Annotated in this window: 23 protein-coding genes; 18 read left to right on the forward strand and 5 right to left on the reverse strand. The window is 63.9% G+C overall.

Translation table 11 applies throughout. The annotated features are described in order from the left end of the window. Positions 1 to 107 precede the first annotated feature (107 nt). From DKB74_RS00480 to DKB74_RS00500, 5 genes are all read left to right on the forward strand, one after another. On the forward strand, positions 108 to 695 hold the full coding sequence (locus DKB74_RS00480) for an isochorismatase family protein (RefSeq protein ID WP_161956750.1): 588 nt from the start codon (positions 108 to 110) through the stop codon (positions 693 to 695). Between the two features lie 4 nt (positions 696 to 699). Then, complete coding sequence (locus tag DKB74_RS00485) at positions 700 to 1,584, forward strand: alcohol dehydrogenase catalytic domain-containing protein (protein ID WP_145960868.1); 885 nt, start codon at positions 700 to 702, stop codon at positions 1,582 to 1,584. A gap of 101 nt (positions 1,585 to 1,685) precedes the next feature. Beyond that, entirely contained in the window at positions 1,686 to 3,059 is a 1,374-nt protein-coding gene (locus tag DKB74_RS00490; protein WP_109806175.1) for an MmgE/PrpD family protein, read from the forward strand. A 4-nt stretch (positions 3,060 to 3,063) separates the two neighbouring features. Continuing rightward, positions 3,064 to 4,248: an acyl-CoA dehydrogenase family protein gene (locus DKB74_RS00495; RefSeq protein ID WP_109806176.1), complete on the forward strand. Its 1,185-nt coding sequence runs from the start codon at positions 3,064 to 3,066 to the stop codon at positions 4,246 to 4,248. A gap of 9 nt (positions 4,249 to 4,257) precedes the next feature. Further along, positions 4,258 to 5,382, forward strand: coding sequence for an acyl-CoA dehydrogenase family protein (locus tag DKB74_RS00500; protein WP_109806177.1), 1,125 nt, complete (start codon positions 4,258 to 4,260; stop codon positions 5,380 to 5,382). A 39-nt stretch (positions 5,383 to 5,421) separates the two neighbouring features. Here DKB74_RS00500 and DKB74_RS00505 read toward each other — a convergent pair whose 3' ends face one another. The 3 genes from DKB74_RS00505 to DKB74_RS00515 are packed head-to-tail and all read right to left on the reverse strand — an operon-like array spanning position 5,422 to position 10,459. Next, positions 5,422 to 6,231 (reverse strand): enoyl-CoA hydratase/isomerase family protein, encoded by an 810-nt coding sequence (locus DKB74_RS00505; RefSeq protein ID WP_109807019.1) that lies wholly within the window; start codon positions 6,229 to 6,231, stop codon positions 5,422 to 5,424. Between the two features lie 14 nt (positions 6,232 to 6,245). Continuing rightward, the gene (locus tag DKB74_RS00510; protein WP_109806178.1) at positions 6,246 to 8,324 is read right to left on the reverse strand and encodes a 3-hydroxyacyl-CoA dehydrogenase NAD-binding domain-containing protein; all 2,079 of its coding nucleotides are present in this window, start codon (positions 8,322 to 8,324) and stop codon (positions 6,246 to 6,248) included. Further along, positions 8,321 to 10,459, reverse strand: a complete 2,139-nt coding sequence (locus tag DKB74_RS00515; protein ID WP_161956751.1) for an acetate--CoA ligase family protein — start codon at positions 10,457 to 10,459, stop codon at positions 8,321 to 8,323. The genes DKB74_RS00510 and DKB74_RS00515 overlap by 4 nt, the downstream gene beginning before the upstream one ends. Positions 10,460 to 10,717: 258 nt before the next feature. Here DKB74_RS00515 and DKB74_RS00520 point away from each other — a divergent pair, with 258 nt between their 5' ends. Then, positions 10,718 to 11,506, forward strand: coding sequence for a helix-turn-helix domain-containing protein (locus DKB74_RS00520; RefSeq protein WP_109806180.1), 789 nt, complete (start codon positions 10,718 to 10,720; stop codon positions 11,504 to 11,506). 15 nt (positions 11,507 to 11,521) lie between these two features. Here DKB74_RS00520 and DKB74_RS00525 read toward each other — a convergent pair whose 3' ends face one another. Beyond that, positions 11,522 to 11,875 (reverse strand): antibiotic biosynthesis monooxygenase family protein, encoded by a 354-nt coding sequence (locus DKB74_RS00525; RefSeq protein ID WP_161956752.1) that lies wholly within the window; start codon positions 11,873 to 11,875, stop codon positions 11,522 to 11,524. Positions 11,876 to 11,978: 103 nt separating this feature from the next. On the opposite strand from DKB74_RS00525, the gene DKB74_RS00530 reads away from it, so the two are divergent. Genes DKB74_RS00530 through DKB74_RS00550 form a run of 5 tightly spaced genes read left to right on the forward strand, consistent with a single transcriptional unit; the run spans position 11,979 to position 16,449 of the window. Further along, positions 11,979 to 12,476: an aromatic-ring-hydroxylating dioxygenase subunit beta gene (locus DKB74_RS00530; protein ID WP_109806182.1), complete on the forward strand. Its 498-nt coding sequence runs from the start codon at positions 11,979 to 11,981 to the stop codon at positions 12,474 to 12,476. Between the two features lie 14 nt (positions 12,477 to 12,490). After that, positions 12,491 to 13,744, forward strand: coding sequence for an aromatic ring-hydroxylating oxygenase subunit alpha (locus DKB74_RS00535; RefSeq protein WP_109807020.1), 1,254 nt, complete (start codon positions 12,491 to 12,493; stop codon positions 13,742 to 13,744). A gap of 32 nt (positions 13,745 to 13,776) precedes the next feature. Continuing rightward, positions 13,777 to 14,097 (forward strand): non-heme iron oxygenase ferredoxin subunit, encoded by a 321-nt coding sequence (locus DKB74_RS00540; RefSeq protein ID WP_205007826.1) that lies wholly within the window; start codon positions 13,777 to 13,779, stop codon positions 14,095 to 14,097. Then, positions 14,097 to 15,299, forward strand: coding sequence for an acetyl-CoA C-acyltransferase (locus tag DKB74_RS00545; protein ID WP_109806184.1), 1,203 nt, complete (start codon positions 14,097 to 14,099; stop codon positions 15,297 to 15,299). The genes DKB74_RS00540 and DKB74_RS00545 overlap by 1 nt, the downstream gene beginning before the upstream one ends. Before the next feature lie 4 nt (positions 15,300 to 15,303). Further along, positions 15,304 to 16,449 carry an acyl-CoA dehydrogenase family protein gene (locus DKB74_RS00550; RefSeq protein WP_109806185.1) on the forward strand — a complete coding sequence of 382 codons (1,146 nt, stop codon included), beginning with the start codon at positions 15,304 to 15,306 and terminating at the stop codon, positions 16,447 to 16,449. A 58-nt stretch (positions 16,450 to 16,507) separates the two neighbouring features. On the opposite strand, the gene DKB74_RS00555 is transcribed toward DKB74_RS00550, so the two are convergent. Continuing rightward, positions 16,508 to 17,413: a hypothetical protein gene (locus tag DKB74_RS00555; RefSeq protein ID WP_109806186.1), complete on the reverse strand. Its 906-nt coding sequence runs from the start codon at positions 17,411 to 17,413 to the stop codon at positions 16,508 to 16,510. Positions 17,414 to 17,603: 190 nt separating this feature from the next. Here DKB74_RS00555 and DKB74_RS00560 point away from each other — a divergent pair, with 190 nt between their 5' ends. The 7 genes from DKB74_RS00560 (at position 17,604) to DKB74_RS00590 (ending at position 24,996) form a co-directional block, all read left to right on the forward strand. Next, entirely contained in the window at positions 17,604 to 18,440 is an 837-nt protein-coding gene (locus DKB74_RS00560; RefSeq protein ID WP_109806187.1) for an SDR family NAD(P)-dependent oxidoreductase, read from the forward strand. Between the two features lie 58 nt (positions 18,441 to 18,498). Then, positions 18,499 to 19,203 carry a GntR family transcriptional regulator gene (locus DKB74_RS00565; protein ID WP_161956754.1) on the forward strand — a complete coding sequence of 235 codons (705 nt, stop codon included), beginning with the start codon at positions 18,499 to 18,501 and terminating at the stop codon, positions 19,201 to 19,203. A 155-nt stretch (positions 19,204 to 19,358) separates the two neighbouring features. Then, positions 19,359 to 20,714 (forward strand): LLM class flavin-dependent oxidoreductase, encoded by a 1,356-nt coding sequence (locus DKB74_RS00570; protein ID WP_205007827.1) that lies wholly within the window; start codon positions 19,359 to 19,361, stop codon positions 20,712 to 20,714. Further along, a complete protein-coding gene (locus DKB74_RS00575) occupies positions 20,711 to 21,742 on the forward strand; it encodes a quinone oxidoreductase family protein (RefSeq protein ID WP_109806189.1) in 1,032 nt (343 codons plus the stop codon). Before DKB74_RS00570 ends, DKB74_RS00575 begins: the two co-directional genes overlap by 4 nt. Next, positions 21,739 to 22,548, forward strand: coding sequence for a dioxygenase family protein (locus DKB74_RS00580; RefSeq protein ID WP_109806190.1), 810 nt, complete (start codon positions 21,739 to 21,741; stop codon positions 22,546 to 22,548). The genes DKB74_RS00575 and DKB74_RS00580 overlap by 4 nt, the downstream gene beginning before the upstream one ends. Beyond that, positions 22,545 to 23,399 carry an isocitrate lyase/PEP mutase family protein gene (locus DKB74_RS00585; protein WP_109806191.1) on the forward strand — a complete coding sequence of 285 codons (855 nt, stop codon included), beginning with the start codon at positions 22,545 to 22,547 and terminating at the stop codon, positions 23,397 to 23,399. The genes DKB74_RS00580 and DKB74_RS00585 overlap by 4 nt, the downstream gene beginning before the upstream one ends. Beyond that, positions 23,386 to 24,996: a class I adenylate-forming enzyme family protein gene (locus DKB74_RS00590; protein WP_161956755.1), complete on the forward strand. Its 1,611-nt coding sequence runs from the start codon at positions 23,386 to 23,388 to the stop codon at positions 24,994 to 24,996. The genes DKB74_RS00585 and DKB74_RS00590 overlap by 14 nt, the downstream gene beginning before the upstream one ends. Positions 24,997 to 24,999 lie beyond the last annotated feature (3 nt).

The following is a 24,999-nucleotide window of genomic DNA, read 5'->3' on the forward strand; positions in this document are numbered from 1 at the left end:
CGGTCCGGGGTCGAATTTCGCTTATGCGAAGACTTGGCCGATGCCCTATGGCGCGGCTGCCGCCGGCGCGCTTTCCGGCTAATCCAACGGCAAACGAAGGAGCAAGGATGGAACCGGAAGCCATAGCGATCGAGCCGTCCAGGACGGCTCTCATCGTCATCGACATGCAGAATTTCACTGTGGCGATGGAGACCGCGCCGACTCCGGCGCCGCAGGTGCTCGATCATTGCGCCAGACTCGCGCGCGCCTGTCGCGAAGCTGGCGTGCTGGTCGTGCTGGTGCGCGTCGGGCACGCGGACAATGCGATGCCGCAGCTGGATGTGCCCTCGGAAACCAGCTTCGCCGGCGGCTTTGTCCTCACCGACGAAATGCGCGAAATCGCGCCGGAACTCGGTCCCGAGGATGGCGACGTCATCGTCGACAAATATAATTGGGGCGCATTCCACGGGACCAATCTCGATGCGCATCTGCGTCGGCGCGGCATCGATACGCTGCTGATGACCGGGCTGGTGACGCATATCGGCGTCGATACGACGATGCGCGAAGCCTATGCCCATGGCTATGGCCAGATACTGGTGACCGACGCGGTGGCGGCAATGACGCTCGCTCAGCACGACTTCGTGCTCGAAAACATCGCGCCGCGCCTTTCGCGGTTGCGGACCACGGAGCAGGTGCTGGGTTATCTGAAGGCGTGAGCCGTTGAAATGTCTTGCGGTATTTCCGCCGGAAGAGCCGGGCGGCACGGCCCGAGTCCGGGCGGTACCCGATCCCGGACGTCCCGCGAAAGGCGAAATCCGTGTCCGGATGCTGTTCGCAGCAGTCAATCCGGCCGACCTTCTGTCGATCGACGGGCGCTATGCCGGCTTTGGCGAGGCTTCCCTGGTTCCGGGCGCCGAAGGCGTCGGCATGGTCGAGGAAGTGGGGCAGGATCTTTCGCCGGACCTTGTCGGCAGCCGGGTTATCCCGATGTCGCGCGGAAACTGGGCCACGCACCGGCTGCTCCGCGCAGGTGAGTTCCTTCGTGTCCCCGCCACCCTGCAGGACAGCCAGGCGGCGTTCCTTCGGATCAACCCCGCCACCGCCGCGCGTCTGATCGAAGCGCTGGCGCTTCGCCGGGGCGATTGCCTCGTCCACAACGCTTCGCGCTCCTCGGTGGTGCGCTGGATCGACATTCTGGCCGGTGCTGCCGGAATCCGGGCGGAGGATGTCGCCGCTGCAGCGGAGGGCACTGCCGACGGCGCGCTCGATGCGCTGGCGGGGACGGCGACGGGGGAACTTGCCGCAAAGCTGCGCCCCGGCGGGCGGCTTATCGTCTATGGCCATATTTCCGGTCAGCCCTGTACCATAGCGTCAACCTTGCTGACGGGGCGCGATCTCACGATCCGGGGCTTCAGCCTCCGGCGGACCGAGGTCGATCGCGACATGGACGATTTGCGCGCCTTTTACGATCGGCTTGCAAAGCTGCTGGAGGCGCATCCCGAGCCGGTCGATTCGATTCATGACCTCGGTGCCGTGGATATGGCCTTAGATGCGGCGCGCCGCCGCGGTCGCAACGGCCGGGTTCTGCTTGCACTGCGCGACTGACGCCAAACATCGCTTACCCGAATTGGCGCGCGTGCTCTCGGGCGCGCGTTGACCGCGAACCGCGTGCTTCCGATGACTTTCGCCAGACACGGAGGAAGCACATGACGATCGCGCAGCAGCTTGCGCATTATGTGGTGACGACTGACCTCACCCAAATCGATCCGGAAGTGGTCGATCGCGCCAAGGATCTTTGCATCAGTTCGCTGGGGTCGGCAGTACTCGGCGCGCGGATGAAGGTTTCCGGCACCATGGCGCGCTATGTCCGGGCTCAGGGCAGTACCGCCGAAGCCAGCGTGATCGGTTTTGGATTTGGTGCTTCGGCGCAGCTTGCGGCGATGCTCAATTGCGATTCCTCGCACTGCACCGAACTGGAAGATGTCGCCTGGCCGGAGGCGCAATATACCTGTTGCCTGATCCCGGCGGTCTTCACCCTCGGCGAAAAGCTCGGTTCGTCCGGGCGCGACGTGATCGAAGCGGTGATCGTCGGTTTCGAAGTCGCAGCCCGGCCGGGAATGGCGCTTTCCAACGGTGGCGCTGCGGCGCGTGGCATTCTGTCCTGCGCCAATGTGGGAACGCTGGGCGTTGCGGCAGCGGCGTCGAAACTGATGAAGCTCGACGAACAGACCACCTGCGCCGCGATCACGCTGGCAGCGTCGGTGGGGGGCGGGCTGGTGCGCCAGACCGGCTCGTCGGCGCATGTGATCGAGGCAGGGTTCACGGCGCGCGACGGGATCATGGCGGCGGAGCTCGCGGCGCTCGGTCTCGGCGGCAATCCTTCGATTCTGGAGGGCAAGGCGGGCTATTTCGATGCGCTTGGCGGCTTGCCCGATCTGGCACTGTCGCCCGGCACCGGATCGGACCTGCGGGTCATGGCGGTCGGCCAGAAGAAATATCCCTGCTGCTACATGCTCCAGCGGATCATCGATTGCCTGAAGGACATGATCGAAAGCAACGGCATCGTGGCCGACGCGGTTGCCGAGGTGCGTGTCGAAGTGAATGCGGCCTTCCCGGCGATCATGAAATATCCCGAACCGCATGATGTCGAGGAAGCGCGCTTCAGCCTGCCGCACGTGGTTGGCGCCACGCTGGTCGGCGAGCCGATGGGCGTCAGCAGTTTTTCCGAAGCAAAGCTCCACGACCCCGCAATTCTCGCCCAGCGCGGCAAGGTGCGGATGATCGTCCATGACGAATGGGGTTATGATCAGCTCGGTGCGCACGACCGCATCACGATCGAATTGCGCGACGGCAGCAGGATCGAAGCTGTTGCGACCGTGGCTCGGGGCGATGCGTCCAATCCGCTGTCGCGTGCGGAAACGCTCGAAAAGTTCGATCGCTGCGTCGAAGGGCTGCTTGCGCCCGAAGTACAGGCTCGCGTCGCGAGCGATCTCGAAACGCTCGAAACAATTGCCGATGTGCGGCGTCTGATGCGCGATCTTGCCGAGACGACCGACGTCGCCACTGCGGAAATGGCCTGAGCGCATGGATCTCGATTTCACGGCCGAGGAACTGGCGTTCCGCGACGAAGTGCGTTCCTTCTTTCGCGAAGCATTGCCCGACGATCTGCGCGCAAAGATGATCGAGCGGCGGCATCTGGAAAAGGACGATATCGTCCGCTGGCAGCGTATCCTGAATGCCAGGGGCTGGGCAGTGCCCAACTGGCCCGTCGAATATGGCGGACAGGCATGGTCGCCGGCCCAGCGCTATATCTATCAGGAGGAAATGGCGCTGGCGCATGCGCCCGAAGGATCGCCGTTCAACATCAATATGATCGGCCCGATCATCGCGCGCTTTGGCACGGACGCGCAAAAGGACCGCTTTCTCGCGCGGATCGCCAATCTCGACGACTGGTGGTGCCAGGGCTTTTCAGAGCCGGGCGCCGGTTCCGACCTTGCCGCGCTGAAAACGCGCGCGACGCGCGACGGCGATGACTATGTCATCAACGGCCAGAAGATCTGGACCACCCAAGCGCAACATGCCGACTGGATGTTCGCGCTGGTGCGCACCGACAGCTCGGGCCGCAAGCAACAGGGGATCACCTTCCTGCTGCTCGACATGAAGACGCCGGGCATCACCGTGCGGCCGATCGAGACGATCGACGGCGGACACGACGCCAATGAAGTCTTTTTCGACGATGTCCGCGTTCCGGTCGAAAACCGGATCGGCGAGGAAGGCCGGGGCTGGGATTATGCCAAGGCGCTGCTCGGCGGCGAGCGGAGCGGTATCGCGCGGATCGGCCTTTCCAAGGAGCGGCTCATTCAGCTGCGGGCGCTGGAGCGAGATCTGGCGGAACGCGGGATGCTGACCGGGCGCGAGCGCGATCGGCTGCGGCGCAAGCTTGCCGAGGTGGAAGTGGAGCTTCGCGCGCTGGAACTGACGCAGTTGCGAGTCGTCGCGGCCGATGCCCATGGCGCGCATGCCGGACATGCGGCCTCGATCCTCAAGATCAAGGGTACCGAAATCCAGCAGCGGATGACCGAACTTGTGCTCGAACTGGCCGGGCCCGCGGGGCTTGCAACCGATGCGCAGGCGCAGGCGAATACAGCCGGCGAAGGCTGGGTCGAGGCGGCGGCGCCGTTCTATTTCACGATGCGCAAAGTATCGATCTTCGGCGGCGCGAACGAGATTCAGCGCAACATCGTCGCGAAATCGATCCTGGGATTTTGAGGCGGCAAGATGAATTTCGAATTTTCCGAAGAGCAACAGATGCTCGCGGACATGGTCGACCGGTTCGTGGCGGACCGATACGCGTTTGAAACGCGCCAGAAGATCATGGCCGGGGATGGGGGCTGGAGCCGCGAGAACTGGAGCGCGCTGGCGGAGCTGGGCCTGCTGGGCCTTCCCTTTGCCGAGGAAGATGGCGGCTTCGGCGGCGGTGGCGTCGAGACGATGATCATCATGACCGCGCTGGGTCGGGGGCTGGTGATCGAACCCTATCTGAGCACGGTCGTCATGGCCGGCGCTGCGTTGCGCAATGCCGCATCGCAAGAACAGAGGGCAGCGCGGATCCCGGCGATCATCGCCGGATCGCACATCATGTCGCTGGCGCATCAGGAGCCGGCAATGCCGCGCCATTCCTTTGACGTCGCGACAACGGCACGTCGTGCCGGCGAGGGATGGCGCCTCGATGGCTGCAAGATTTCGGTGCCGCATGGTGCGGGTGCCGACGAACTGATCGTGAGCGCGCAGACCGAAGCGGGAATGGCGCTGTTCCTCGTCCCCACGAAACTGTCCGGCGTCGATGTCGTGCGCGCTACGGGTTATGATGGCACGCCGCTGGCGACCATGACACTTGCCGATGTCGCGCTCCCCGGCGACGCACTTCTCGGCGAGCCGGGGCAGGGCGAAGCGATTCTCGCGCGCGTGTTCGAGGAAACCAATGCGGCGCTGGTGGCCGAAGCGGTTGGTGCGATGCGCGAAACCTTCGATCTCACCACCGAATATCTGAAGACCCGCACGCAGTTCGACGTGCCGATCGGTTCGTTTCAGGCGCTACGCCACCGCGCCGTCGACATGCTGATCGAGCTTGAACTTTCGCACAGCATGGCGATCCTCGCCGCGCTTTCGCTCGACCTTCCCGGCGATCAGCGGCGGAAGAATATTTCGGCGGCGAAGGTGCAGGTTGGTCGCTCGGGCCGCATGATCGGCCAGGAAGCCGTTCAGATGCACGGCGCAATCGGAATCACGTCGGAATATAAGGTCGGCCACGCCTTCAAGCGACTGACTGCGATCGACGCGCTGCTCGGCGATGCCGATCACCATATCGATCTCATCGCCGATGCGGACGGGCTGGCGGCCTGACGCTTTTCCCGGCGTCAGGCCGGTGCCCGCATCCTCGATTCAATATCCCTTGAATTCGGGCGTCCGCCGTTCGGCGAACGCATTCGCCGCTTCCTTGTAATCCTCGGTCAGCATGGTGACCGATTCATAGGCGATCGACAGTTCGAGCACCTGATTGAGCTGCGCCTTCACCTGCTTGTTCACTGCCGCCTTTGAGAACCGCACGGCCCAGACCGGTTGCGATGCGATTTCCACTGCGATCTTTTCCGCCTCGGCGAGCACGTCCGCCTTGGGAACCGCATAGTTGACCAGGTTCATCTGCGCCGCTTCGCTGCCCTTGAGCAGTTTGCCGCGCATCAGGAATTCCTTGGCGCGCTGCGGCCCGACGATCATCGGCCAGATCACCGCGCCGCCATCGCCCGCCACCAGACCGACCTTGATATGCGTGTCGCCGAGCCGCGCGTCATCGGCAACGATGCTCATATCCGCCATCAGCGCGACGGTGAGCCCCAGCCCGATCGCGTCGCCATTGACGGCAGCGATGATCGGTTGCGGGACAAGCAGCATATGTTCGAACAGGCGCAGCGTGTTCTGCGGCACGCGCAGCGCGTATTTCAGTCCGAATTCGGTGCCGGCGCGCGCAGCCATTTTCTTGACGTCGCCGCCAGCGGAGAAGGCGCGACCGGCGCCGGTCAGGATGATGACCTTGATATCCTCGTCGCGGGCCAGATCGACCCAGATATATTCCATTTCCTTATGCTGTTCCGGACCGATCGAATTGAGCTTTTCCGGCTGGCTCATCGTCACGATCGCGACGCCGTCGGCGCGCTTTTCGACCGTGATGAATTCGTAGCTGCTGTAATCTGACATCACATCCTCCCTGATCACGCCGCGTCGCGCAGCGTGCCCTTGTCCCAGTCATCGAAAGTGGCGCCCGCCCCGGCGAGCCGAACGAGCAGTGCGGAGGGCATGAGCGAAGCATCGCCGGTTTCCTCCGCGAATAGGGTGAGCTTCTGCGCGATTTCGGACAGGCCGACGGTTCCGGCATGGAACATCGGCCCGCCCCGCCAGCGCGGAAATCCGTATCCGTTGAGCCAGACGACATCGATGTCCGACGCGCGCTGGGCGATTCCTTCCTCAAGGATCTTCGCGCCTTCGTTGATGAGCGGATAGATCATCCGCTCGATCATCTGGCCCTCGTCGAATTCGCGCGGCACGACGCCGAGCCTCGCGCGAACCTGTTCGATCAGCGCGGCGACCTCGGGATCGGCGATTGGCGTACGCGAACCGGCTTCGTACCGATAATAGCCGCCGCCCGTTTTCTGGCCCAGCCGGCCGCTCTCGACAACGGCATCGGCAATCGGGAAGCTTGTCCCGCGCCGCTTGCGGATGCTGTAGCCGATATCGAGACCCGACATGTCGTTGATTGCCAGCGGCCCCATGGGAAAGCCGAACGCCTTGAGCGCCGCGTCCACCTGTTGCGGCAGCGCGCCCTGCTGCAACAGGCGATCGACCTGCGCGCTGCGCTTCGCCACCATGCGGTTGCCGATGAAGCCGTCGCAATTTCCCGACACCACCGGAATTTTGGCGATTCGTCTGGCGACCGTAATCGCGCTGGCGATGGTCGCGGCTGACGTGTCGGCCCCACGCACGATCTCGCACAGCTTCATCACATTGGCGGGGCTGAAGAAATGCATCCCCACGAACCGGTCGCGATGCTTCAGAACATGTGCGATCGCATCGATGTCGAGCGCGGAGGTGTTCGACGCCAGGATGCAGTCGGGCGCGCAAATCGCCTCGAGATCGCTGAAAATCTGTTTCTTGAGGTCCATGTCCTCGAACACGGCCTCGATCACCAGATCGGCGTCCGCCGCCGACGCACGATCCGTGGCAGTGGCGATCCGCGCGAGCCGCCGCTCGGCTTCGTCCGCCGAAATGGATTTGCGCGAAACCGAGCGGTCGTAGTTGGATTGTATGCGCGCGAGACCACGCTCCAGCGCTTCGGTGCCGGTGTCGATCAGCAAAACCGCGATTCCGGCTGCGGCAAAGCTCATCGCGATTCCGCCGCCCATCGTCCCCGCGCCGAGGATCGCGACTTTTTCAATCCGCTTGCCCGAGCCTACAGGCGAGTCGAACTTGGCGGCCTGCCGCTCGGCGAAAAAGGCATGGCGCAGCGCCTTTGACTGGGCACCGGCGCTGAGATCCGCGAATGTCTCGCGATCCGCTGCGACTGCCTCATCAAAGGGCAAGGCGATGGCGCGGCGCAGCGATTCCACGATGGCCGCCGGCGCGTGCTGCCCTGCGGTCTTCGAAAGCGCCTTGGCGATGCGCTCTTCCAGTGCGGCCGACTCCGCGCCTTCGATCGGCAGCGATCGCGTGGGAACGGGCGGCTGCTTAAGCGCGCGCGCAAGCGCGACCGCTTGCGAAACCGGTTCGCCATCGGTGACTTTGTCGACCAGACCCAGCGCATGGGCGCGGTCGCTGTCGATCGGATCGCCCGAAAGCGCGATCTGCAGTGCCTCGACCGCGCCGACGATCCGTGCGAGCCGATTGGTCCCTCCGGCACCGGGGATCAGCCCCAGCTTGACCTCGGGCAGGCCGATGCGCGTTCCGATGGCCGCGACGCGCGCATGGCAGGCGAGCGCGATCTCAAAGCCACCCCCCAGCGCCGTTCCGTGCAGCGCGGCGACAACCGGATGCGGAAAGCGCTCGATCTGGTCGCACAGTTCGGCCAGCGTCGGGGGCTGGCGCGGCTTGCCGAATTCGCGGATGTCCGCGCCGGCGATGAAGGTGCGGCCCGCACAAGCGATCACGACTGCCGTGAGCGAGCGTTCGTCGCCAAGCGCCTTCAGCGCGTCCGAAATGCCCTTGCGAACGGCATTGCTGAGCGCGTTGACCGGAGGATTGTCGATTTCGATCCGGCCGATACCGTTGTCCAGCGTCCAGGTTACGGGTTCGGTCATGCATCGTCTCCGGGGCAGGTCTGTATGAGTGCGTCGAGAGCGTAGGCACCGGCACCCTGTTTCTGCAGGCGCAGCGGATTGATCTCGATGCTTTCAAGCGTTTCGGCATTGGCGGCGGCAATGCGCGAAACGGCGCAGATCGCCGCGACGGCCGCGTCGACATCGGCGCGCGGCGTGCCACGCCAGCCGTCGAGCAACGGGAATGTCCGCAGCGATCGAAGCATTTCATTGGCCTGTGCCGCATCGACCGGCGCGCGCCGGACGGCGACGTCGTGGATCAGCTCGGCGGTCGTGCCGCCGAAACCCACCATGACGAACTGGCCGAATATCGAGTCACGCCGGGTGCCGATGATCAGTTCATGGCCTTCACCGATCATTTCCGACAGCAACAGGCCGCTGATCCGCGCTTGCGGTGCGGCACGGCGGACATTGTCCAGAATGTCGCGGGCGGCGTCGCGCGCGGCTGCCGCGTCGGGACAACCCAGCCGAACCCCGCCTACTTCGGTCTTGTGCGCGATGTCGGGCGAGACGATCTTGATCGCCAGCGGAAACCGCATGCCGGCCATGGCAGATTCGATTTCGTCCGGCGATGCGATCAGCTTCTCGCGCGGCGCATCGATGCCCACCGACGTGAGCAATGCCTTCGCTTCGGCTTCGTCGAAGCGCCCGCCCGCGGCAATTGCGGGACCGTCGGATGCGGCGGTATCGCTCGGCGCCGTTTCCGACGGCATCATGCCCAGTCGGCGCAGCGCGCTGATTGCATGGATGGCGCGGGCAGGCTCTTCGAAAACCAGAAAGCCGGCCTTTTCATAGCGCGCCGTTTCTTCCGGCGGCGCGACCATGCAAAGCGCAATGATCGCATCGGGATGATCCGAGCGAAGGTGCGTGAGATCTTCCAGAAATACGTCGGAAAGCCGTGGAATGCCCGCATAGATGCCGAAAAAGGCGAGCAGCGCGTCATACTCGCCCGTTTCCAGCATCAGCCGCATGCTCGTTGCGAGCAGGCCGGGATCCGTCGAAAGCTGTGCAGTCACATCTACGGGATTCAGGAAAGTGCCGGGAGGGCAGCGTTCGCGCAGGCGGCTCTGGCAATCTTCGGGAACCGTCGGAAGGATCAGTCCGTCATCCGAAGCAGCATCGGCAATTTGAGCGCCGATGCCGCCGGAAATCGTCACAATGCCCAGCCGGTTTCCCTGCGGAATCCTTTCTGCGGCAAGGAGCGATCCGGCCACGTCCAGCAAATCTTCCATGGTGCGCGCGCGGTACACGCCGAATTCGCGAAATATCGCGTCGTACAGGCTGTCTTCGCCCGCCATGGAGGCCGTGTGCGACGCAGCCGCCTGTGCTCCGGCTGACGTGCGCCCCACTTTGATCACCAGAACGGGCTTGCGCGCGTCACGTGCCTTTTCCAGCGCCGCGATCAGGCTCGGGCCCGACCGTACGCCTTCGATATAAGCGACGATGACGGCGATCTCGGGATCGTCGGCCAGCGCCGACATCCCGTCCGCAAATTCGACATCGGCCTCGTTCCCCGTCGTCACGAACTTGCCGATGGCGAGGCCGCGATTTTGTGCGAGTTTGAGCATGTGCGCGGCGGATCCGCCGCTCTGACTGACGATCCCGATGGCAGGACCGTTCGGCCTTTCCTGAAACTGAGTCGTGAAGCTCAGCCAGGTTCCGTTGGCGGCGTTGAACGCGCCCAGACAGTTCGGGCCGATGATGCGCATGTCGCTGCGGTCGACGATTTCGCGAAGACGATCCTGCCGTTCGCGTCCGGCTTCCCCCGCTTCGTTGAAGCCCGCGGAAAATATGACGAGTGCGCGGACACCCTTGCGCTCGCACGCCAGCGCGGCAGGCACGACCAGTTCGCCCGGCAGCGCGATGACCGCGCAGGCGACGGAGTCGGGAACGCTTTCGATGTCGGGATAGGACTTGAGGCCCTGGACGGTCGAACGCCCCGGATTGATCGGAAAGACCGGACCTTCGAAGCCGCCGCGCAGAATGTTGTCGAGCGTGCGCCCGCCGATGCGCGAGGGATCGTCGGAAGCTCCGATTACCGCGATCGATCGCGGGTTGAAGAAACGGTCCAGCGCGTTTTCGGCATTGGCGGTCTTTGCGTCGGCGGCCGTAGCCATGGCCGAATCGATCATTCGGGAAACCCAATATTCGTGAAATCCGGGCCGACTCCTATCGCGGCGACGCGGCGGCGACACTGTCGACACTCAGTCGCGCAGGAAAATCGAATAGGCGATTGAGGGCGCAAGTCGGTACGGCATACGTGCAAAAAACACCGACGGCGCATCCCTCTTGCGCACAAAGTGTCGACACTTTATACCGTTTGATCAGAATCAAAGACACGGCCGAAAACGCGGTCGGGCAATAGGAGAGGTCGAATGGCGAGAGTCGCAGAGGCGAAATCGATCAAGTCCGCACAGCGGGTTTTCGAGGTGCTGGAGTATTTCGACGCCGATCATCAGGAGGCGAGCGTCACGGACATCTGCCGGCGCTACGGATACCCTCAGTCGAGCGCATCCGAGCTTCTGAGCTATATGGTCCATCTCGGCTATCTGCGGCGGGGAACGCGAGGCCGGAATTTCCGTCTTTCGATGCGGGTTGCGATGCTGGGCGCCTGGGTCGAGCCCGAACTGGTCCGCAACGGCAAGCTGCTCGGCATGATGGACGAAATCGCCGACCGCACCGGCTGTACCGTGGTGGTTGCCACCAACTCACGCGTGCATGTGCGATGCCTGCATGTCGTGGCTCGTGATGACAATGCACCCCATCAGGGCGCGGATCTGCCGTTGCTGAAATCGGCCGAGGGTCTGGCGCTGCTGCTGACCACCGATCGCGGGCTGGTGCGCAAATATGTCCATCGCCTCAACGCCGACGAGGATCAGGACCGGGTGCGGTTCGAAGTGCTGGCGGCCGAACTCGATGCGTCGAGCGCTCGCGGATATGTGCGCTATAGCGAGGGTGGAGAGGACCATTTCTCGATCCTGCTGCCGACGCGCGACCGTGGCGAGCAATTGTCGCTGAGCGTCCGGGCGCCAGCCGGCATCAACGAAAGCAGCGTGATCCAGATCATCCGTCAGGTGGTCTCGCGTTCGCTCGGTCTGATGAGCGTTCCGGCCGCCCTTCCGCCCGGTGAAGTCATGCCGCGCCGGCATGCGGGAATGGACTGAAGTCGCAACCGACCGTCAGGTCAGCGCGACCTCTTTTCCGTGCCCGCGCTCGATTGCGACGATGAAGGGGGCGATCAGATCCCGGACGCGCGCGGCCCGATCGCTCTGCGCATAGGCGACGAGATGGTCCTCCAGATCGCGCCAGCCGATGATGACCCAGTAGCTGCCCTCGGCCTCGACCTGTGCAATCAGGCGGACGTTGCGGCACCCGGGGGCCTCGCGAATGAGCTTTGCGGCCGCGGCGAATGCCGTTTCGAACGCGGCCATGTCGGCCGGTGCGACGCGCACGATATTGGTTTCGAACACCATGGGCTGCGATTGGGCTGCGCGCCCGAGACCCGACAATGGAAAGACGTCCGCATCGCGCAAAGATCGCTCTTTCGAAATCCGGCCGCCGCGCCGCGCTTTTTGATCGGGCAGACATAATCGGCGCCTAAACTGTCGACACTTGAGAGAAGGAGATTGGCGCGAGATGGGCACCCTAGCGTCCACTGCCACGCCCGCCATCGCTGACCGGGCCGCGTTGCGAGACTTTTACGAAGACTATGCGGCCTGCCTCGATGCGGAGGATTTCGCGGCATTCCCCGACTTCTTCACCGACGACACGCTGTATCAGGTCATTTCGCGCGAAAACCACGATGCTGGCCTGCGGCATGCGCCGATCTATTGTTCCAGCCGTGCGATGATCGTCGACCGGCTGATGGCGCTCAAGGAGGCCGCGCTCTACCAGCCGCGCTCGCTGCGTCATTTCATCAGCGGCGTCCGCATTACCGGCGAGGAGGGCGCGGAACTTCACGCGCAGGCGAATTTCCTGATCGTCGAATCGCTTCTCGAACAGGACCCGCAGGTGCTGATGGTCGGCCGCTACCTCGACCGTATCGTTCGCACGACGGAGGGGCTGCGCTTCGCTGAACGCAGCTGCGTCTACGACAATTACCGGATTCGCACGACGCTGGTGATCCCGGTCTGATGGCGGAGCAGAGCATGAACGACACTATCGAAGCGCAACCGCAGGAAAGAAAATGGCCGGCCGAGGGCGTCAGCCGCGTGCCCGCCTGGATCTATTCCGATCCCGAAATCTACGCGCGCGAGCTTGAGGTTTTCCACTATGGCAAGGTCTGGAACTATGTCGGGCTAGACTGCGAGGTTCCCGAGCCGAACACCTTCCGCCGCAGCTGGATCGGCGAACGCCCGGTCATCATCACGCGCGATGCCGACGGCGAAATCCATGTCGTCGAAAATCGCTGCGCGCATCGCGGCTCGCTGCTTTGCTGGCAGAATAGCGGCAAGGCCAAGGACCTGACCTGCCCCTATCATCACTGGTCCTATTCGCTGAAAGGCGATCTGATGGGGCTGCCTTTCCTGCGCGGCGTGCAGGGAAAGGGCGGCATGCCGCGCGATTTCGACAAGACGAAGAACAGCCTTACCAAGCTGCGCGTCGCCGTCCGCGGCGGCTCGATCTGGGCGACCTATAGTGACGAAACACCCCCGCTCGAAGACTATCTGGGCGAGGAAATCCTCACCCGGCTCGACCGGCTGGTATCGCGGCGTCCCTTGCGCCTGGTCGGTTACAGCCGTCAGGTCGTGGACAGCAACTGGAAGCTCTATTGGGAAAACAGCCGCGACCCCTATCACGCGACGCTGATGCACCCGTTTCTGTCGACATTCGGCATCCTGCGCACCGACGGCGACTATCACAGCGTGCCGCTGCAGGAAGGGCGGCACGAATATACCTATTCGCAATATGATCCCGAACTGCGCAACCGCACCTCCGAAGCCTCGGCGCAGATCAAGAGCATCAAGACGACGCTGCAGATTCAGGACACCGACGTCGTCAATTCGGTCGTCGACGAATTCAACGACGGCATGATGGGCGCGTTTCAGGTCTTTCCGACGATCCTCGTCCAGCAATATTTCAACTGCCTCGTCGTCCGTCACATCATTCCCAAGGGTGTCGGCAAGCACGAGCTGGTCTGGACCTATTTCGGCTATGCCGATGACGACGAGCAGGTCAGCGAACTTCGCCTCAAGCAAAGCAATCTCGTCGGTCCCGCCGGCTTTGTCAGCCTTGAGGACAGTGAAGTCCTGTCGCTGATGCAGCCGGTGGTCGAAGGATCGCCGCATGCGCTTCAGGTGCTCGAGATGGGCGGTCACGGAACCGAGGCGCAGTCGACGATGATGACCGAGACCCTCATTCGCGCCTTCTACGATTTCTATCGCAGGGAAATGGGGCTCTGAACGGGCCGCGCCTGCAATTGCCGGAGAATATGATGAGTGTGGAATGGGTCCGTGTCGCCGCGGAGAGCGACGTGGTCGAGGGCGAGCCTTTCGCTTCGGAATATGGAGAAAACGCGATCGCCCTCTATCGCTATGAAGGCACGATCTTCGCGATCGGCGATATTTGTCCGCATGAGGATGTGCGCCTGTCGGAAGGCTGGCTTGAGGGTGATCGCATCGAATGCCCGCTGCACCAGTCATGCTTCGAAATCCGCACCGGCAAGGTGATCGAGGGCGGCCCGGCCTATGAAGATGTCGCAGCGTACGACGTGCGCGTCGAGGATGGCGCCGTATTCGTGCGGGCTGCGGGTTGATGCGCGAGGCATTTCTCTATGACGGGCTGCGCACGCCGGTCGGTCGCTACGCGGGCGCGCTTTCGCGCGTGCGTGCCGACGATCTGCTCGCCGGTTGCATCGCGGCGCTGATCGAAAAGACGCCGTTCGCGCCCGACCGCATCGAGGACGTGGTGATGGGCTGCACCAGCCAGGCGGGCGAGGATGCACGCAACGTCGCGCGCCACGCATCGCTGGTCGCCGGGTTGCCGGTCGAAGTGGCGGCGCAGACCATCAACCGGCTTTGCGGCAGCGGGCTGGCGGCCATCGCCGATGTCGCGCGGGCGGCGGCGGTGGGGCAGGGCGACCTTTTCCTCGCTGGCGGTGTCGAAAGCATGTCGCGCGCACCGTTCGTCATGGCCAAGTCGGAAACCGCCTTTGCGCGCGTGCCGCGCGTGTATGAAGCGCTTGGCGAGCGCTTCCCCAACCCGCTGGTGCACAAGCATTTCGGTCGCGACAGCATGCCGCAGACCGGCGACAATGTCGCGGCAGAGATCGGCATTTCGCGCGAAGACGCCGATCGCTTCGCACAGGCGTCTCAGGAAAAATATGCGCGCGCGCTGGCCAATGACTATTTCTCCGGGGAGATCACGCCGGTTATCATCAAGGGGCGCAAGGGCGCCGAAACCATTATCGACAGCGACGAACATCCGCGCCCGGAATCCAATCTGGAAGGGCTCGCCAGGCTGAGGCCGCTGTTCGAGGGCGGTGTCGTGACGGCAGGCAATGCCTCAGGCGTCAACGATGGCGCCGCAGCGGTGATCGTCGGCACGCGCGAGGCAGGCGAAGCGGCGGGAGCCGCGCCGTCAGCGCGTATCGTGTCGAGCGCCGTGGCGGGGGTCGAACCGCGCCTGATGGGGCTGGGGCCGGTATCCGCCAGTCGCAAGGCGCTCGAACGCGCCGGCCTCGATCTGTCGGACATGGGCGTCATCGAACTCAACGAAGCCTTCGCCAGCCAGGCGCTGGGCTGCATGAAATTGATGGGCATCGCTTTCGACGATTCCCGGGTGAATCCCAATGGCGGCGCGATCGCCATCGGTCATCCGCTCGGCATGTCGGGTACGCGCATCGCGCTGACCGCCGCGCGGCAACTTGCCCGCAGCGGCGAGCGCTATGCGCTGGTCACGATGTGCATTGGACTGGGTCAGGGAATCGCAATGATTCTCGAACGGACAAAGAGCTGATCAAATGGATTTCAATCTCACCGAAGAACAGTCGATATTCCGCGATGCCGTCGCCGCATTCGCCGATCGCGAGCTAAAGGACAAGGCGCTCGATCGCGCGCACAGCGACGATTATCCCTGGGATGTCGCGCGCAAGATGGTCGATGCGGGGCTGATCGGCATCACTGCGTCTGAACAGGATGGCGGTGTCGGTGGCACGCTGATGGATGCGGTGATCGCGATCCAGGAAGTGGCGATGGCGTGCCCGCGCAGCGCCGACGTGGTTCAGGCCGGTAATTTCGGCGCGATCCGCGTGCTGTCGCAATTCGGCAGCGACGAGCAGAAGGAACGTGTGCTGCGGCCGTTGTTGCGCGCCGAGGAACTGATCGCGGTCGCGATGACGGAACCGGGGGCGGGGTCCGCCGTTACGGCGCTGACCACGACGGCGACGCCCGATGGCGACGGCTGGCGGATCAGCGGTGAGAAGATTTTCACCACGCACGGCCTGCATGCGACGGTGTTTCTCGTCTATGTGCGCTTTGGCCCCGGTGTCGGCGGCATCGGTTCGGTGCTGATCCGTCGCGGTTCGGAAGGCCTTACCTTCGGAAAGCCTTCGCGTTTCCTGTCGGGTGAAGACTGGAATTCGATCTATTTCGACAATGTCTATGTCGCTCCCGAGGACGTTGTCCTTGGTCCCGGCGGCTTCAAGAAACAGATATCGGGCTTCAATGTCGAACGGCTCGGCAACAGCTCGCGCGCGCTCGCATTGGGGCGCTATGCGTTCGAACAGGCGCGCGAACATGCGCTGAACCGGCGCCAGTTCGGACAGCCGCTGGTCAATTTTCAGGGGCTCCAGTGGAAGTTCGCCGAAATGAAGATCAAGGCGGAGGCGGCGCAGCTTCTGCTCTATCGGGCGGCGATTGCGGCGGACAAGGGCTTCCCCTCGCCACAGGATACCGCGATCGCCAAAGTCGCGTGCAACCGCGCCGGGTTCGACATGGCGAACGAGGCGATGCAGATCATGGGTGGCACCGGGTATAGCGAGGAATCGCTGGTCGAATATTGCTTCCGGCGCACGCGCGGCTGGATGATCGCCGGCGGAACGATCGAAATCCTGCTCAACCGCATCGCCGAAGGGGTGTTCGACTGCCGGTTGCCGATCCGCGAATAATTGGGGGGAGGACCGCGCTGCGGCTGGCGCCGCGCGGTCCCGATTTCAGCCCTGGGTCCTACTGATCCTGCCAGCCATCGAAGACGTCGCCGGCTTCGTTCTGCACCATCGTCGCGGCTTCCATCTGGCCATAGACCAGTGCGTTGCCGATCGTGTCGAGCGTGTCCGCTTTGGTCACGCCCCATGCCTTGCACAGCAACACATTCTCGCGAATGCCTTCGGCGGTGCGGCTCATCACATGATAATAGAGCATGGTCGTCGGCCAGAACTGCTTGGGCAGGACATAGAGCATGTTCTCGATGCGCGAGCGATGCGTCTTGAGCAGGCGCGGGCGATGCTCGGCCATGAAACGGACATAGGGCGGGATCTCGCCGATGGTCCGCAGATACCAGTCGTACAGGCTGGCCTTTTCCGCCGCCGTCAGGTCGACCGTCGAATAATCGATGCCCGAACGGAAGGCGTCGATATCGGGCGACCAGCCTTCCGGGAACCTGCAGGGCTCGGCCGGCGTCGCGTCGAATTCGATTCCCCTGGCGGCCTCGGCGACCGTTTCCATGCCGCGCGGTCCGGCATGGACAAAGGCGATCGCCAGCATCTCCAGCGCCTGCGCCTTGCTGACGCCGCGCGTCTTCCAGCTGTGCAGGATATAGCGCACCCCCGTTACGTGCCCCATCAGCGCGTAGAAGGTCAGCGTGCCGTTCCCTGTCTGCGCGGGTTCGACACGCAGCGTCAGGCTGCAATAGAGCCGGTATCGTTTGAGCACTTCCGGACTCTGGTCGATCCACCAGTTGAGGCCGTCCAGCGAATGGCCGAACTGGCTGGCGTAATGCGCCTTGAACGCAGCGATTTCCTCGTCCGTGATCGAGGTGGGTTGGGAAAGGTCGAGGCCGCGGTGGACCCAGCTGCCATTGTCGGGATCGAACCCGTGATTGATCGCCCGGCGATCCTGCAAATTGGTGCTCATCCGCATTCCCTCATCACTATTTGCATGGGTGGTAGGCGCGCCGCACCGCCGGGGCACGCGCGGCACCCAAATATCCCTATGAAATCGGATACTCGAAAAGGCGGTCGATCGGCTGGCGCGCGGTCGCGGCCGGCCGCAATGCGCGCGAAGAAGGACCGGTTTTCGATCAGCGGTAAAGTCAGGCAGGGACATGGACACACAAAACAGAGTCGCACTCGTCACGGGTTGCGGGAAGCAGGACGGAATCGGCGCGGCGATCGCCCGCCGGCTGGCCGGGGACGGACATGCCGTGGTCGTCGTCGATATCGAGGCAGGCGGCGCGCGCGATACGCATGAGCCGGACGGGCTGGCCAAGGCCGAATGGCGCGGCGTCGAATCGCTGGTCGAGGAAATCCGCACCGCCGGGGGTACTGCGACATCGGCGCTGGGGGATATCAGTAACCGCGAAGACGTGGCTCGGATCATGGCAGATGCCGCGCAGGCGTTCGGTGGCGTCGACATTCTCATCAACAATGCCGGCGCGCCGTTCAGCATGGGCCATGGCGATATCGTCGATGTCGATCCTGTGGAATTCGAACGGGTGATGGCGATCAACGTCACCGGCACTTTCCTGATGGGGCAGGCTGTTGCCGCCCGGATGCGCGAGCAGCGCTGGGGGCGTATCGTCAATGTGGCATCGGTGGCCGGGCGCGTCGGCTCGAAAATGAATTCCGCTTATTCGGCATCGAAGGCCGGTGTGATCGCGCTGGCGCAGACCTGGGCACTCGATCTCGGCGCGGATGGCGTTACCGCCAATGCAGTCCTGCCGGGCCTCATCCACACGAGCCGGACGATCAGCGGCATGAGCAAGAAAGCAGGGGCGCCGATCGATCCCGCCAAGCTGTCCAAGACCGTGCCCGGCGTTCCGGCCGGACGCGCAGGTACGCCGGAGGATGTCGCGGGCACCGTTTCATTCCTCGCTTCCGACTCCGCAGCCTATGTGAACGGCCAGTCTCTGATCGTGGACGGCGGGAGCTTGAGGCTGTGACATGCTAGACGGTATGGAGGCAGTTCGGGTTCGCGCCCGAAACAGCAGGGACCACCGGATGAACGCCTCCATGACCAATGACGATATCGCCACCGGGCTTGTTGGAGGCATCGATCTGAAGGAGCGCCAGGATTCGCTGGTCGGCAAGATCGCCGGCGAAATCGCCAGTGTCATTACTGACGGAACGCTCAAGCCTGGTGCTGACCTCAATTCGGTAGAACTCGCCGCGCGTTTCGGTACCAGTCGTACGCCGGTGCGCGAAGCGCTGATGCTTCTCGAAAAAGAGGGGTTGGTCGAAATTCCGCCCCGCAGGCGCCCGCGCGTCGCCCGGATCAGCATGAGCGAGGTCGAGGAACTCTATCATATCCGCAGCGTGCTGAACGGCTATATGATTGCGCTCTTCGTGGGAAATGCCGACGCGGAGCTGCTCGCGGGAATGGACCGGCTGCACCGGACCCTTGAGGACAGAGCATTTCAGGATACCGAGCTGTTCCAGAAGGATCGGCGCAGCCTGCATAATTTCTGGCTGGATAATTGCGGTAATGCGAGCCTGCGGACCCTGCTCAGCACTTATAAGATGCGCATGAGCGTGGGCCGACTCGCGCATATCTCGACGGAAGATGTCGCAAGATCGCTGTCGGATCACGCCCGGCTTGTTCTTGCCTGTCACGAGCGCGATGCGAAACTTGCCGAAGCGTTGATGCAGTCGATGACGCTGGCCGGGCTCGCGACGATCCGGCGCCACCTTCCCCGCGAGAACTGAACCGGCAGCGACGTTCGCGACCGCCGGGGCGCCGTCGCCCGATTATCGGGTGAGCGAATATGACCGGCTGACGCGTTCGGGTGCATTGATTGTTTCCCCCGCCACGTCTGAAGAAGAGATCGAACCGGGGCGAGTCTCCGGCAGATGAATTGGTCATGCGGGAGAATATGATGCTCAAGCTTTCGGTGTTCATGTCACCGACGGGCGGTCATTCGGGCGGCTGGCGGCATCCCGATGCTGTTATGGATGCCGGCTATAATTTCGATCGCTGGGTCGAATTCGCCAGAATCGTAGAACGCGGCAAGCTCGACATGATGTTTCTCGCCGATGGCAATGGCGTCAACGGGATCGAGGATCGCGATCTTCTCAGCCGCAATCCTGTCGTACGGCCGGCGGTGATCGAGCCGATCTGCCTTCTCTCCGCGCTTGCGACGCATACCTCGCGCGTTGGTCTGGTTGCTACCGCAACGACTACCTATGATCAGCCATATAGTGTTGCGCGCCGCTATGCCGGGCTCGACTGGGTCAGCAAGGGCCGTGCGGGCTGGAATGTCGTCACGACGTCCAATGCCAATGATTCCCAGAATTTCAGCCGCGACGAGCATGTCGAGCATGCGGACCGCTATGCGCGTGCCGACGAATTCGTGTCCGTCGTTAAAGACCTTTGGGACAGCTGGGCAGACGATACGTTCACGTTCGACAAGGCGGAAGGCGTGTTCCTGGATGCCGAGAAAATCCGGCTGATCGAACATGAGGGTGCCAACTTCAAGGTGCGCGGGCCGCTGAACAGCGCGCGACCGCCGCAAGGACATCCGGTTATCGTCGTTGCCGGTGCATCGCCCGCCGCGATCGACCTGGCAGCCAACCATGCCGACGTGATCTTCACCGTTACCGAGACCAAGGAAGCGGCGCAGGAATTCTATGCCAAGGTCAAGGCGGCGGCGCGCGCCAAGGGGCGCGACCCGGACACGCTGAAAGTCTTCCCGGGCGCGAGCATCTTCGTCGGGGAAACTGCCGAAGAGGCCGAAGCCAGCTATCGCGAGTTGCAGGAACTGATTCCCGACGATGTCGGCATGAAGATGCTCGGCAAGATGTGCGGCGTCGACCTGACCGGCTACTCGCCAGAAGACTCTCTCCCTGAACTTCCGGAAACCCTCGGGATTCGCAGCTTCCGGAACCTGGTAGCAGACATCGCGCAGCGCGACGGCGCCAATCTGCGCGAGCTCTACCAGAAAATCCTGCCTGCCCGCGGCCATGTCCTGATCAAGGGCAGCGCGGCGCAGGTCGTCGACGTGATGGAGGAATGGTATCGCGACAAGGCGTGCGACGGGTTCAACCTCGTCGCGCCCTATCTGCCCGCCGGGCTGGAACGCGTCGTCGATCTCGTCATTCCCGAATTGCAGCGCCGGGGCCTGTTCCGCACGGAATATGAAGGCACGACGCTGCGTGACAGCCTGGGCCTCGGCCATGTGCCCAACCCCTATTTCGAGCAGGTGCAGGCGGCCGAATGAACGGGACGATGCGGGCGGCCGTGCTTCACGCGCCGGGGCCGCCGGACAGCTTCACCATCGAAGCGGTCCCGGTCCCGGTTCCCGGTCCCGACGAGGTGCTGATCGAAGTCGGCGCGTGCGGCGTATCCTATCGCGACGTGGTCGAACGCAACGGCACCTATCGCCGCGATACCGAATTCCCCGCGATACTGGGGCTGGAGATCAGCGGTACGGTAGTGGAGGCAGGCGCCGATGTCGTCGATCTGAAGATCGGCGACACGATCTGTACCAAGGCATTCATCAGCTGCGGCCGGTGCCGGCTCTGCCGGTCGGGACGCGAAACGACGTGCCGCCGCCGCCGTCCGGTCAAGGGCGGTTATGCTCAATATGTCGCGCTGGCGCAGGATGCCTGCGTTGCCTTTCCAAAGGGACTTGCCTTCGAAACCATGTGCTCGGTCGGGCCGGGTGCGGGCGTCGCGCTGAACGCGGTCCGCGACACCGCACGGGTCACGATCGGCGACACGGTGCTGGTGACGGGCGCGACCGGGGGCGTCGGCGTGCCGAGCGTCCAGATCGCGCGCGCGGCCGGCGCGCGCGTGATCGCCGTCAGCCGGAGCGAAGCGAAGGCGGATTTCCTGCGCGAGATCGGCGCGGATGACGTGATTATCGCCGGAGACGGCGAAAATTTCGCGGGGCAGGTGAAGGCCATCACCGACGGAGCGGGCGTCGATGTCGTGATCGACAATGTCGGCAGTCGCGTTTTCAACGCCTGTTTCGACAGCCTTGCCGTGCATGGCCGCTATGCGATCGTCGGCCAGCTTTTCGGCGAGGAAGTTTCCATCAACCCGGCGCGCATCTTCTTCAAGCGCGCCGCCATTCTGGGCGTCGGCAGCGTAAGCCGCGCCCAACTGGCCGATGCGATCGACCTTGTCGCACGCGGCATCGTCACGCCGCGGGTCGATACCATCCTCCCGCTGGAGGAAGTCGCCCGTGCCCATGAAATCGTCGAAGGAGGCGCGGCCGCCGGCCGCGTTGTGCTCAAACCATGACCGATCAGCAGATTACCGCCACCAGAATTGGGGCAGAGATTCCCGGCGTCGAAGGCGATCCGCGCCTGAAGGCGATCTATGCGGCTATCGTCAGCCGGATGAAGGAAGTCGTTCGCGAATTCGAGGTCACGCAGGACGAGCTGCACGTGGCAGGCGATTTCCTGAACCGGCTGGGGCAGGCAGGCTTTTGCCGCAGCCTGGTGGATGTCGCGCTGGCGATGACCAGCGTCGATGCGACCGCACGGGTCGCCAACGGTACGCGCCCCAATCTTGAGGGGCCGTTCCATTTCTCGGGGTCGAAGACCTATCCCGACGGCGACCTGTTCGAAGGACAGACGCCTCCCGCCGACGTGCCGGTGCTCAATCTTTCGGGTCGGGTCACCGACGCGGCGACGGGCGCGCCGATTCCGGACGCCGTGCTGGATTTCTGGCAGGCCGACCATGACGGCCATTATGACCGGGTCGAGCATGCGCTGTATGGGCGCGTCCCGGTCGACAGCGACGGGCGCTATCGACTGCGGACGACGCTTCCCAAGGATTATTCGGATCACGATCATGATCCGATCGGCGAACTGTTCCGCGCGATGGGGCGGCACAACCGCCGCTGTGCGCACATCCACGCCAAGGTCTGGCTCGGCGAGCGCTGCCTGCTGACGACGCAGCTTTTCATTGCCGACAATCCGTATCTGGACAGCGATTATGTCGAAGGGGCGGTGAGCCCGGACCTGACGATCAGTCCGCAGCCCGTGGCGGGCAGCGAAAACGAGCTGGAGGCCAGTTTCGATTTCGCGGTGCAGACGGCGTGAACCGACTGAAGCGCGTTCTGAACGAAGCCGGGGCGATTTCGGCGCCGGGCATCCATGATGCGCTGACCGCGCGTATCGCCGAACAGGCCGGGCACAGGGCGTTGTACCTTGGCGGCAATGCCATGGCGCTCGGGCTGGGCAAGGGTCAGCCGTTCGTGACGCTCACGGAAACTGCGGAACTGGTCCGCCGGGTCAGGGCGGTATCGGATCTGCCGCTGCTGGTCGATGCCGGAGCCGGGTTCGGCGAGCTGCCGCATCTCGACATCGCGGTGCGCGAAATCGAACAGGCGGGAGCGGACGGGCTGCATATCGACGATCAGCCCTATCCCAAGCCGGCCGGTTATCATCGCGGACGCGGGCGCGTGGTCGAAGCCGGCGCGATGGCTGCACGCCTGCGCACCGCGGCGGCGGCGCGGCGAGACCCCGACACCGTGATCGTGGCGCGTACCGACGCGCTGCGCGTGACCGGCTCGATTGCGGAAACCGCCGAACGCTGCCGGACCTATGTCGCGGCGGGCGCGGACGCGGTCATGGTCCTCGATCTCGGCCCGCAAGACGCGGCGGCGGTGCGCGCTGCGATCGGCGACGTGCCGCTGCTGTGGATCGGCGGCGTCCATCCGCCGGTCCCGACTCGACAGGAACTGGCCGAGGCGGGATTCGCCATGGCCTGTTACCCGTTCAACGGCATCGCGGCGCTGACCGTCGCGCTGACCGACCTGTGGAGCGAACTGGCGCAAACCGGGTGGACCGGTCAGGAAGCCGATGTGCTCGCGCGCGGGCGTGCGGCGATTGCTCCGTTGTCGGGGCTGGAACGCGCCTGGGAAATCGAGGACAGCAATGCACAAATCTGACGCCAACCGTCTGGCGACGGTGCTCGACGATTTCGCGGCCCGGGCGGGATCCCGGCCCGCGATCTTCCATGGCTCCGACGTCATCAGTTACGGCGAATTGCAGGAACGGAGCATCGCCGCCGCGAAAGCGATGATGGCGCATGGCATCGGCCGGGGCGACCGCGTGGGGGTGTTGCTGGGCAATCAGCCCGAATGGGTGGTGATGGCGCTGGCGGCTTCGTATCTCGGCGCGACGCTGGTGCCGCTCAATACCTGGTACAAGGAAACCGAGCTTCGCTGGACGCTGCGCCATTGCGACATCCGGTTGCTGATCAGCGCGGTCCGTTTTCTGAAGGCCGATTATCTGGCGCTGATCGAAAAGATCGTACCCGGCGCGACGAAGGGCGGCGAGGTTCGTTCGGAAGCATTCCCGGCGCTGCGAAACATCTATTTCGTCGGTGACGTGCCGGCGGGCGTGCCCGGCTGGTCCGCATTTCTGCGCCGGGCAGTGGAAGTCGACGGCGCGGCATTTGCGGCTGCAGCGGCACAGGCGCAGGGCGATGATACGATGTTCGTGCTCTATACCTCGGGGAGCACCGCCGAGCCCAAGGGCGTGATGCTGCGGAATTCGGGCGTGGTCGCGAACGGATATGAACTGGGCGTGCGCCGGGGGATTGGCGCCGACGACCGGGTGTGGTGCGGCACGCCCTTATTCTATGGCCTGGGCGCCACCAACGCGCTGCCCGCGACGATGACTCATGGCGCCGCGCTGGTGCTGCAGGATTATTTCGAGGCGGGGCGATCGATCGACGTGATCGAGAGGACCGGCGCGACGGTGTATTACGGCACCGGCAACATGACCCGGGCCATGCTGGATCATCCCGACTTCACCCGCGCGCGCATCGGATCGTTGCAAAAGGGCAATGCCGGGACCGTCGCCGAATATAAGCGGCTGACGCTCGTCGAGATGGGGATCACGGGGGCCGTGCCTGCCTATGGCCTTACCGAAAGCTATGGCAACGCCACGGTCGGCTGGCCCGACGACCCGATCGAAGCGAAGATCGAAACCAGCGGCACGCCGCTGCCCGGCATGGAAATGCGCATCGTCGATCCGCAATCGGGCAGCGATCTGCCGCAGGGCGAAGTCGGTCTGGTGCTGATTCGCGGCCATACGACGCAGGGCTATCTGGGCAATCCGGAAGAGACGGCCAAAGCGCTGCGCCCCGACGGATTCTTCGATACCGGTGATCTGGGTCGGTTCGATGCCGACGGCCGCTTCATCTTTCATTCGCGGCTGAAGGAAGTGATCAAGTCCGGCGGGATCAACGTGTCGCCGGTCGAGGTCGAACAGCTGATCGCCGGGCACCCCGACGTACGCGACGCCTATGTCGTCGGCGTCGGCGATCCGGTGCGCGGCGAGCTGGTCGTCGCCTTTGTCGACAGTGTCGGCAAGCTGGCGGCGGACGATATCCGCGGCTTCGTCAAGGAGCGGGCGGCCTCGTTCAAAGTGCCGCATCATGTGTTGTTCCGCAGCGAGGAGGAACTGCCGCGCCTTGCCAGCGGCAAGGTCGCCAAGCACAAACTGCGCGAAGAAGCGCAGGCGGAACTGGGGCTTTAGGGC

Origin of the sequence: Stakelama portus, assembly GCF_003171655.1 — a bacterium.
In the GTDB taxonomy this organism is placed as follows: domain Bacteria; phylum Pseudomonadota; class Alphaproteobacteria; order Sphingomonadales; family Sphingomonadaceae; genus Sphingomonas; species Sphingomonas portus.

What these genes read in the sequence shown, in the direction of transcription:
- DKB74_RS00515 (WP_161956751.1), bottom strand. Translation starts at nt 10,459, where the DNA reads ATGGCTACGGCCGCCGACGCAAAGACCGCCAATGCCGAAAACGCGCTG.
- DKB74_RS00510 (WP_109806178.1), bottom strand. Translation starts at nt 8,324, where the DNA reads ATGACCGAACCCGTAACCTGGACGCTGGACAACGGTATCGGCCGGATC.
- DKB74_RS00540 (WP_205007826.1), top strand. Translation starts at nt 13,777, where the DNA reads ATGAGTGTGGAATGGGTCCGTGTCGCCGCGGAGAGCGACGTGGTCGAG.
- DKB74_RS00560 (WP_109806187.1), top strand. Translation starts at nt 17,604, where the DNA reads ATGGACACACAAAACAGAGTCGCACTCGTCACGGGTTGCGGGAAGCAG.
- DKB74_RS00490 (WP_109806175.1), top strand. Translation starts at nt 1,686, where the DNA reads ATGACGATCGCGCAGCAGCTTGCGCATTATGTGGTGACGACTGACCTC.
- DKB74_RS00570 (WP_205007827.1), top strand. Translation starts at nt 19,359, where the DNA reads ATGCGGGAGAATATGATGCTCAAGCTTTCGGTGTTCATGTCACCGACG.
- DKB74_RS00555 (WP_109806186.1), bottom strand. Translation starts at nt 17,413, where the DNA reads ATGAGCACCAATTTGCAGGATCGCCGGGCGATCAATCACGGGTTCGAT.
- DKB74_RS00550 (WP_109806185.1), top strand. Translation starts at nt 15,304, where the DNA reads ATGGATTTCAATCTCACCGAAGAACAGTCGATATTCCGCGATGCCGTC.
- DKB74_RS00500 (WP_109806177.1), top strand. Translation starts at nt 4,258, where the DNA reads ATGAATTTCGAATTTTCCGAAGAGCAACAGATGCTCGCGGACATGGTC.
- DKB74_RS00580 (WP_109806190.1), top strand. Translation starts at nt 21,739, where the DNA reads ATGACCGATCAGCAGATTACCGCCACCAGAATTGGGGCAGAGATTCCC.
- DKB74_RS00545 (WP_109806184.1), top strand. Translation starts at nt 14,097, where the DNA reads ATGCGCGAGGCATTTCTCTATGACGGGCTGCGCACGCCGGTCGGTCGC.
- DKB74_RS00495 (WP_109806176.1), top strand. Translation starts at nt 3,064, where the DNA reads ATGGATCTCGATTTCACGGCCGAGGAACTGGCGTTCCGCGACGAAGTG.
- DKB74_RS00505 (WP_109807019.1), bottom strand. Translation starts at nt 6,231, where the DNA reads ATGTCAGATTACAGCAGCTACGAATTCATCACGGTCGAAAAGCGCGCC.
- DKB74_RS00480 (WP_161956750.1), top strand. Translation starts at nt 108, where the DNA reads ATGGAACCGGAAGCCATAGCGATCGAGCCGTCCAGGACGGCTCTCATC.
- DKB74_RS00590 (WP_161956755.1), top strand. Translation starts at nt 23,386, where the DNA reads ATGCACAAATCTGACGCCAACCGTCTGGCGACGGTGCTCGACGATTTC.
- DKB74_RS00520 (WP_109806180.1), top strand. Translation starts at nt 10,718, where the DNA reads ATGGCGAGAGTCGCAGAGGCGAAATCGATCAAGTCCGCACAGCGGGTT.
- DKB74_RS00565 (WP_161956754.1), top strand. Translation starts at nt 18,499, where the DNA reads ATGAACGCCTCCATGACCAATGACGATATCGCCACCGGGCTTGTTGGA.
- DKB74_RS00575 (WP_109806189.1), top strand. Translation starts at nt 20,711, where the DNA reads ATGAACGGGACGATGCGGGCGGCCGTGCTTCACGCGCCGGGGCCGCCG.
- DKB74_RS00535 (WP_109807020.1), top strand. Translation starts at nt 12,491, where the DNA reads ATGAACGACACTATCGAAGCGCAACCGCAGGAAAGAAAATGGCCGGCC.
- DKB74_RS00530 (WP_109806182.1), top strand. Translation starts at nt 11,979, where the DNA reads ATGGGCACCCTAGCGTCCACTGCCACGCCCGCCATCGCTGACCGGGCC.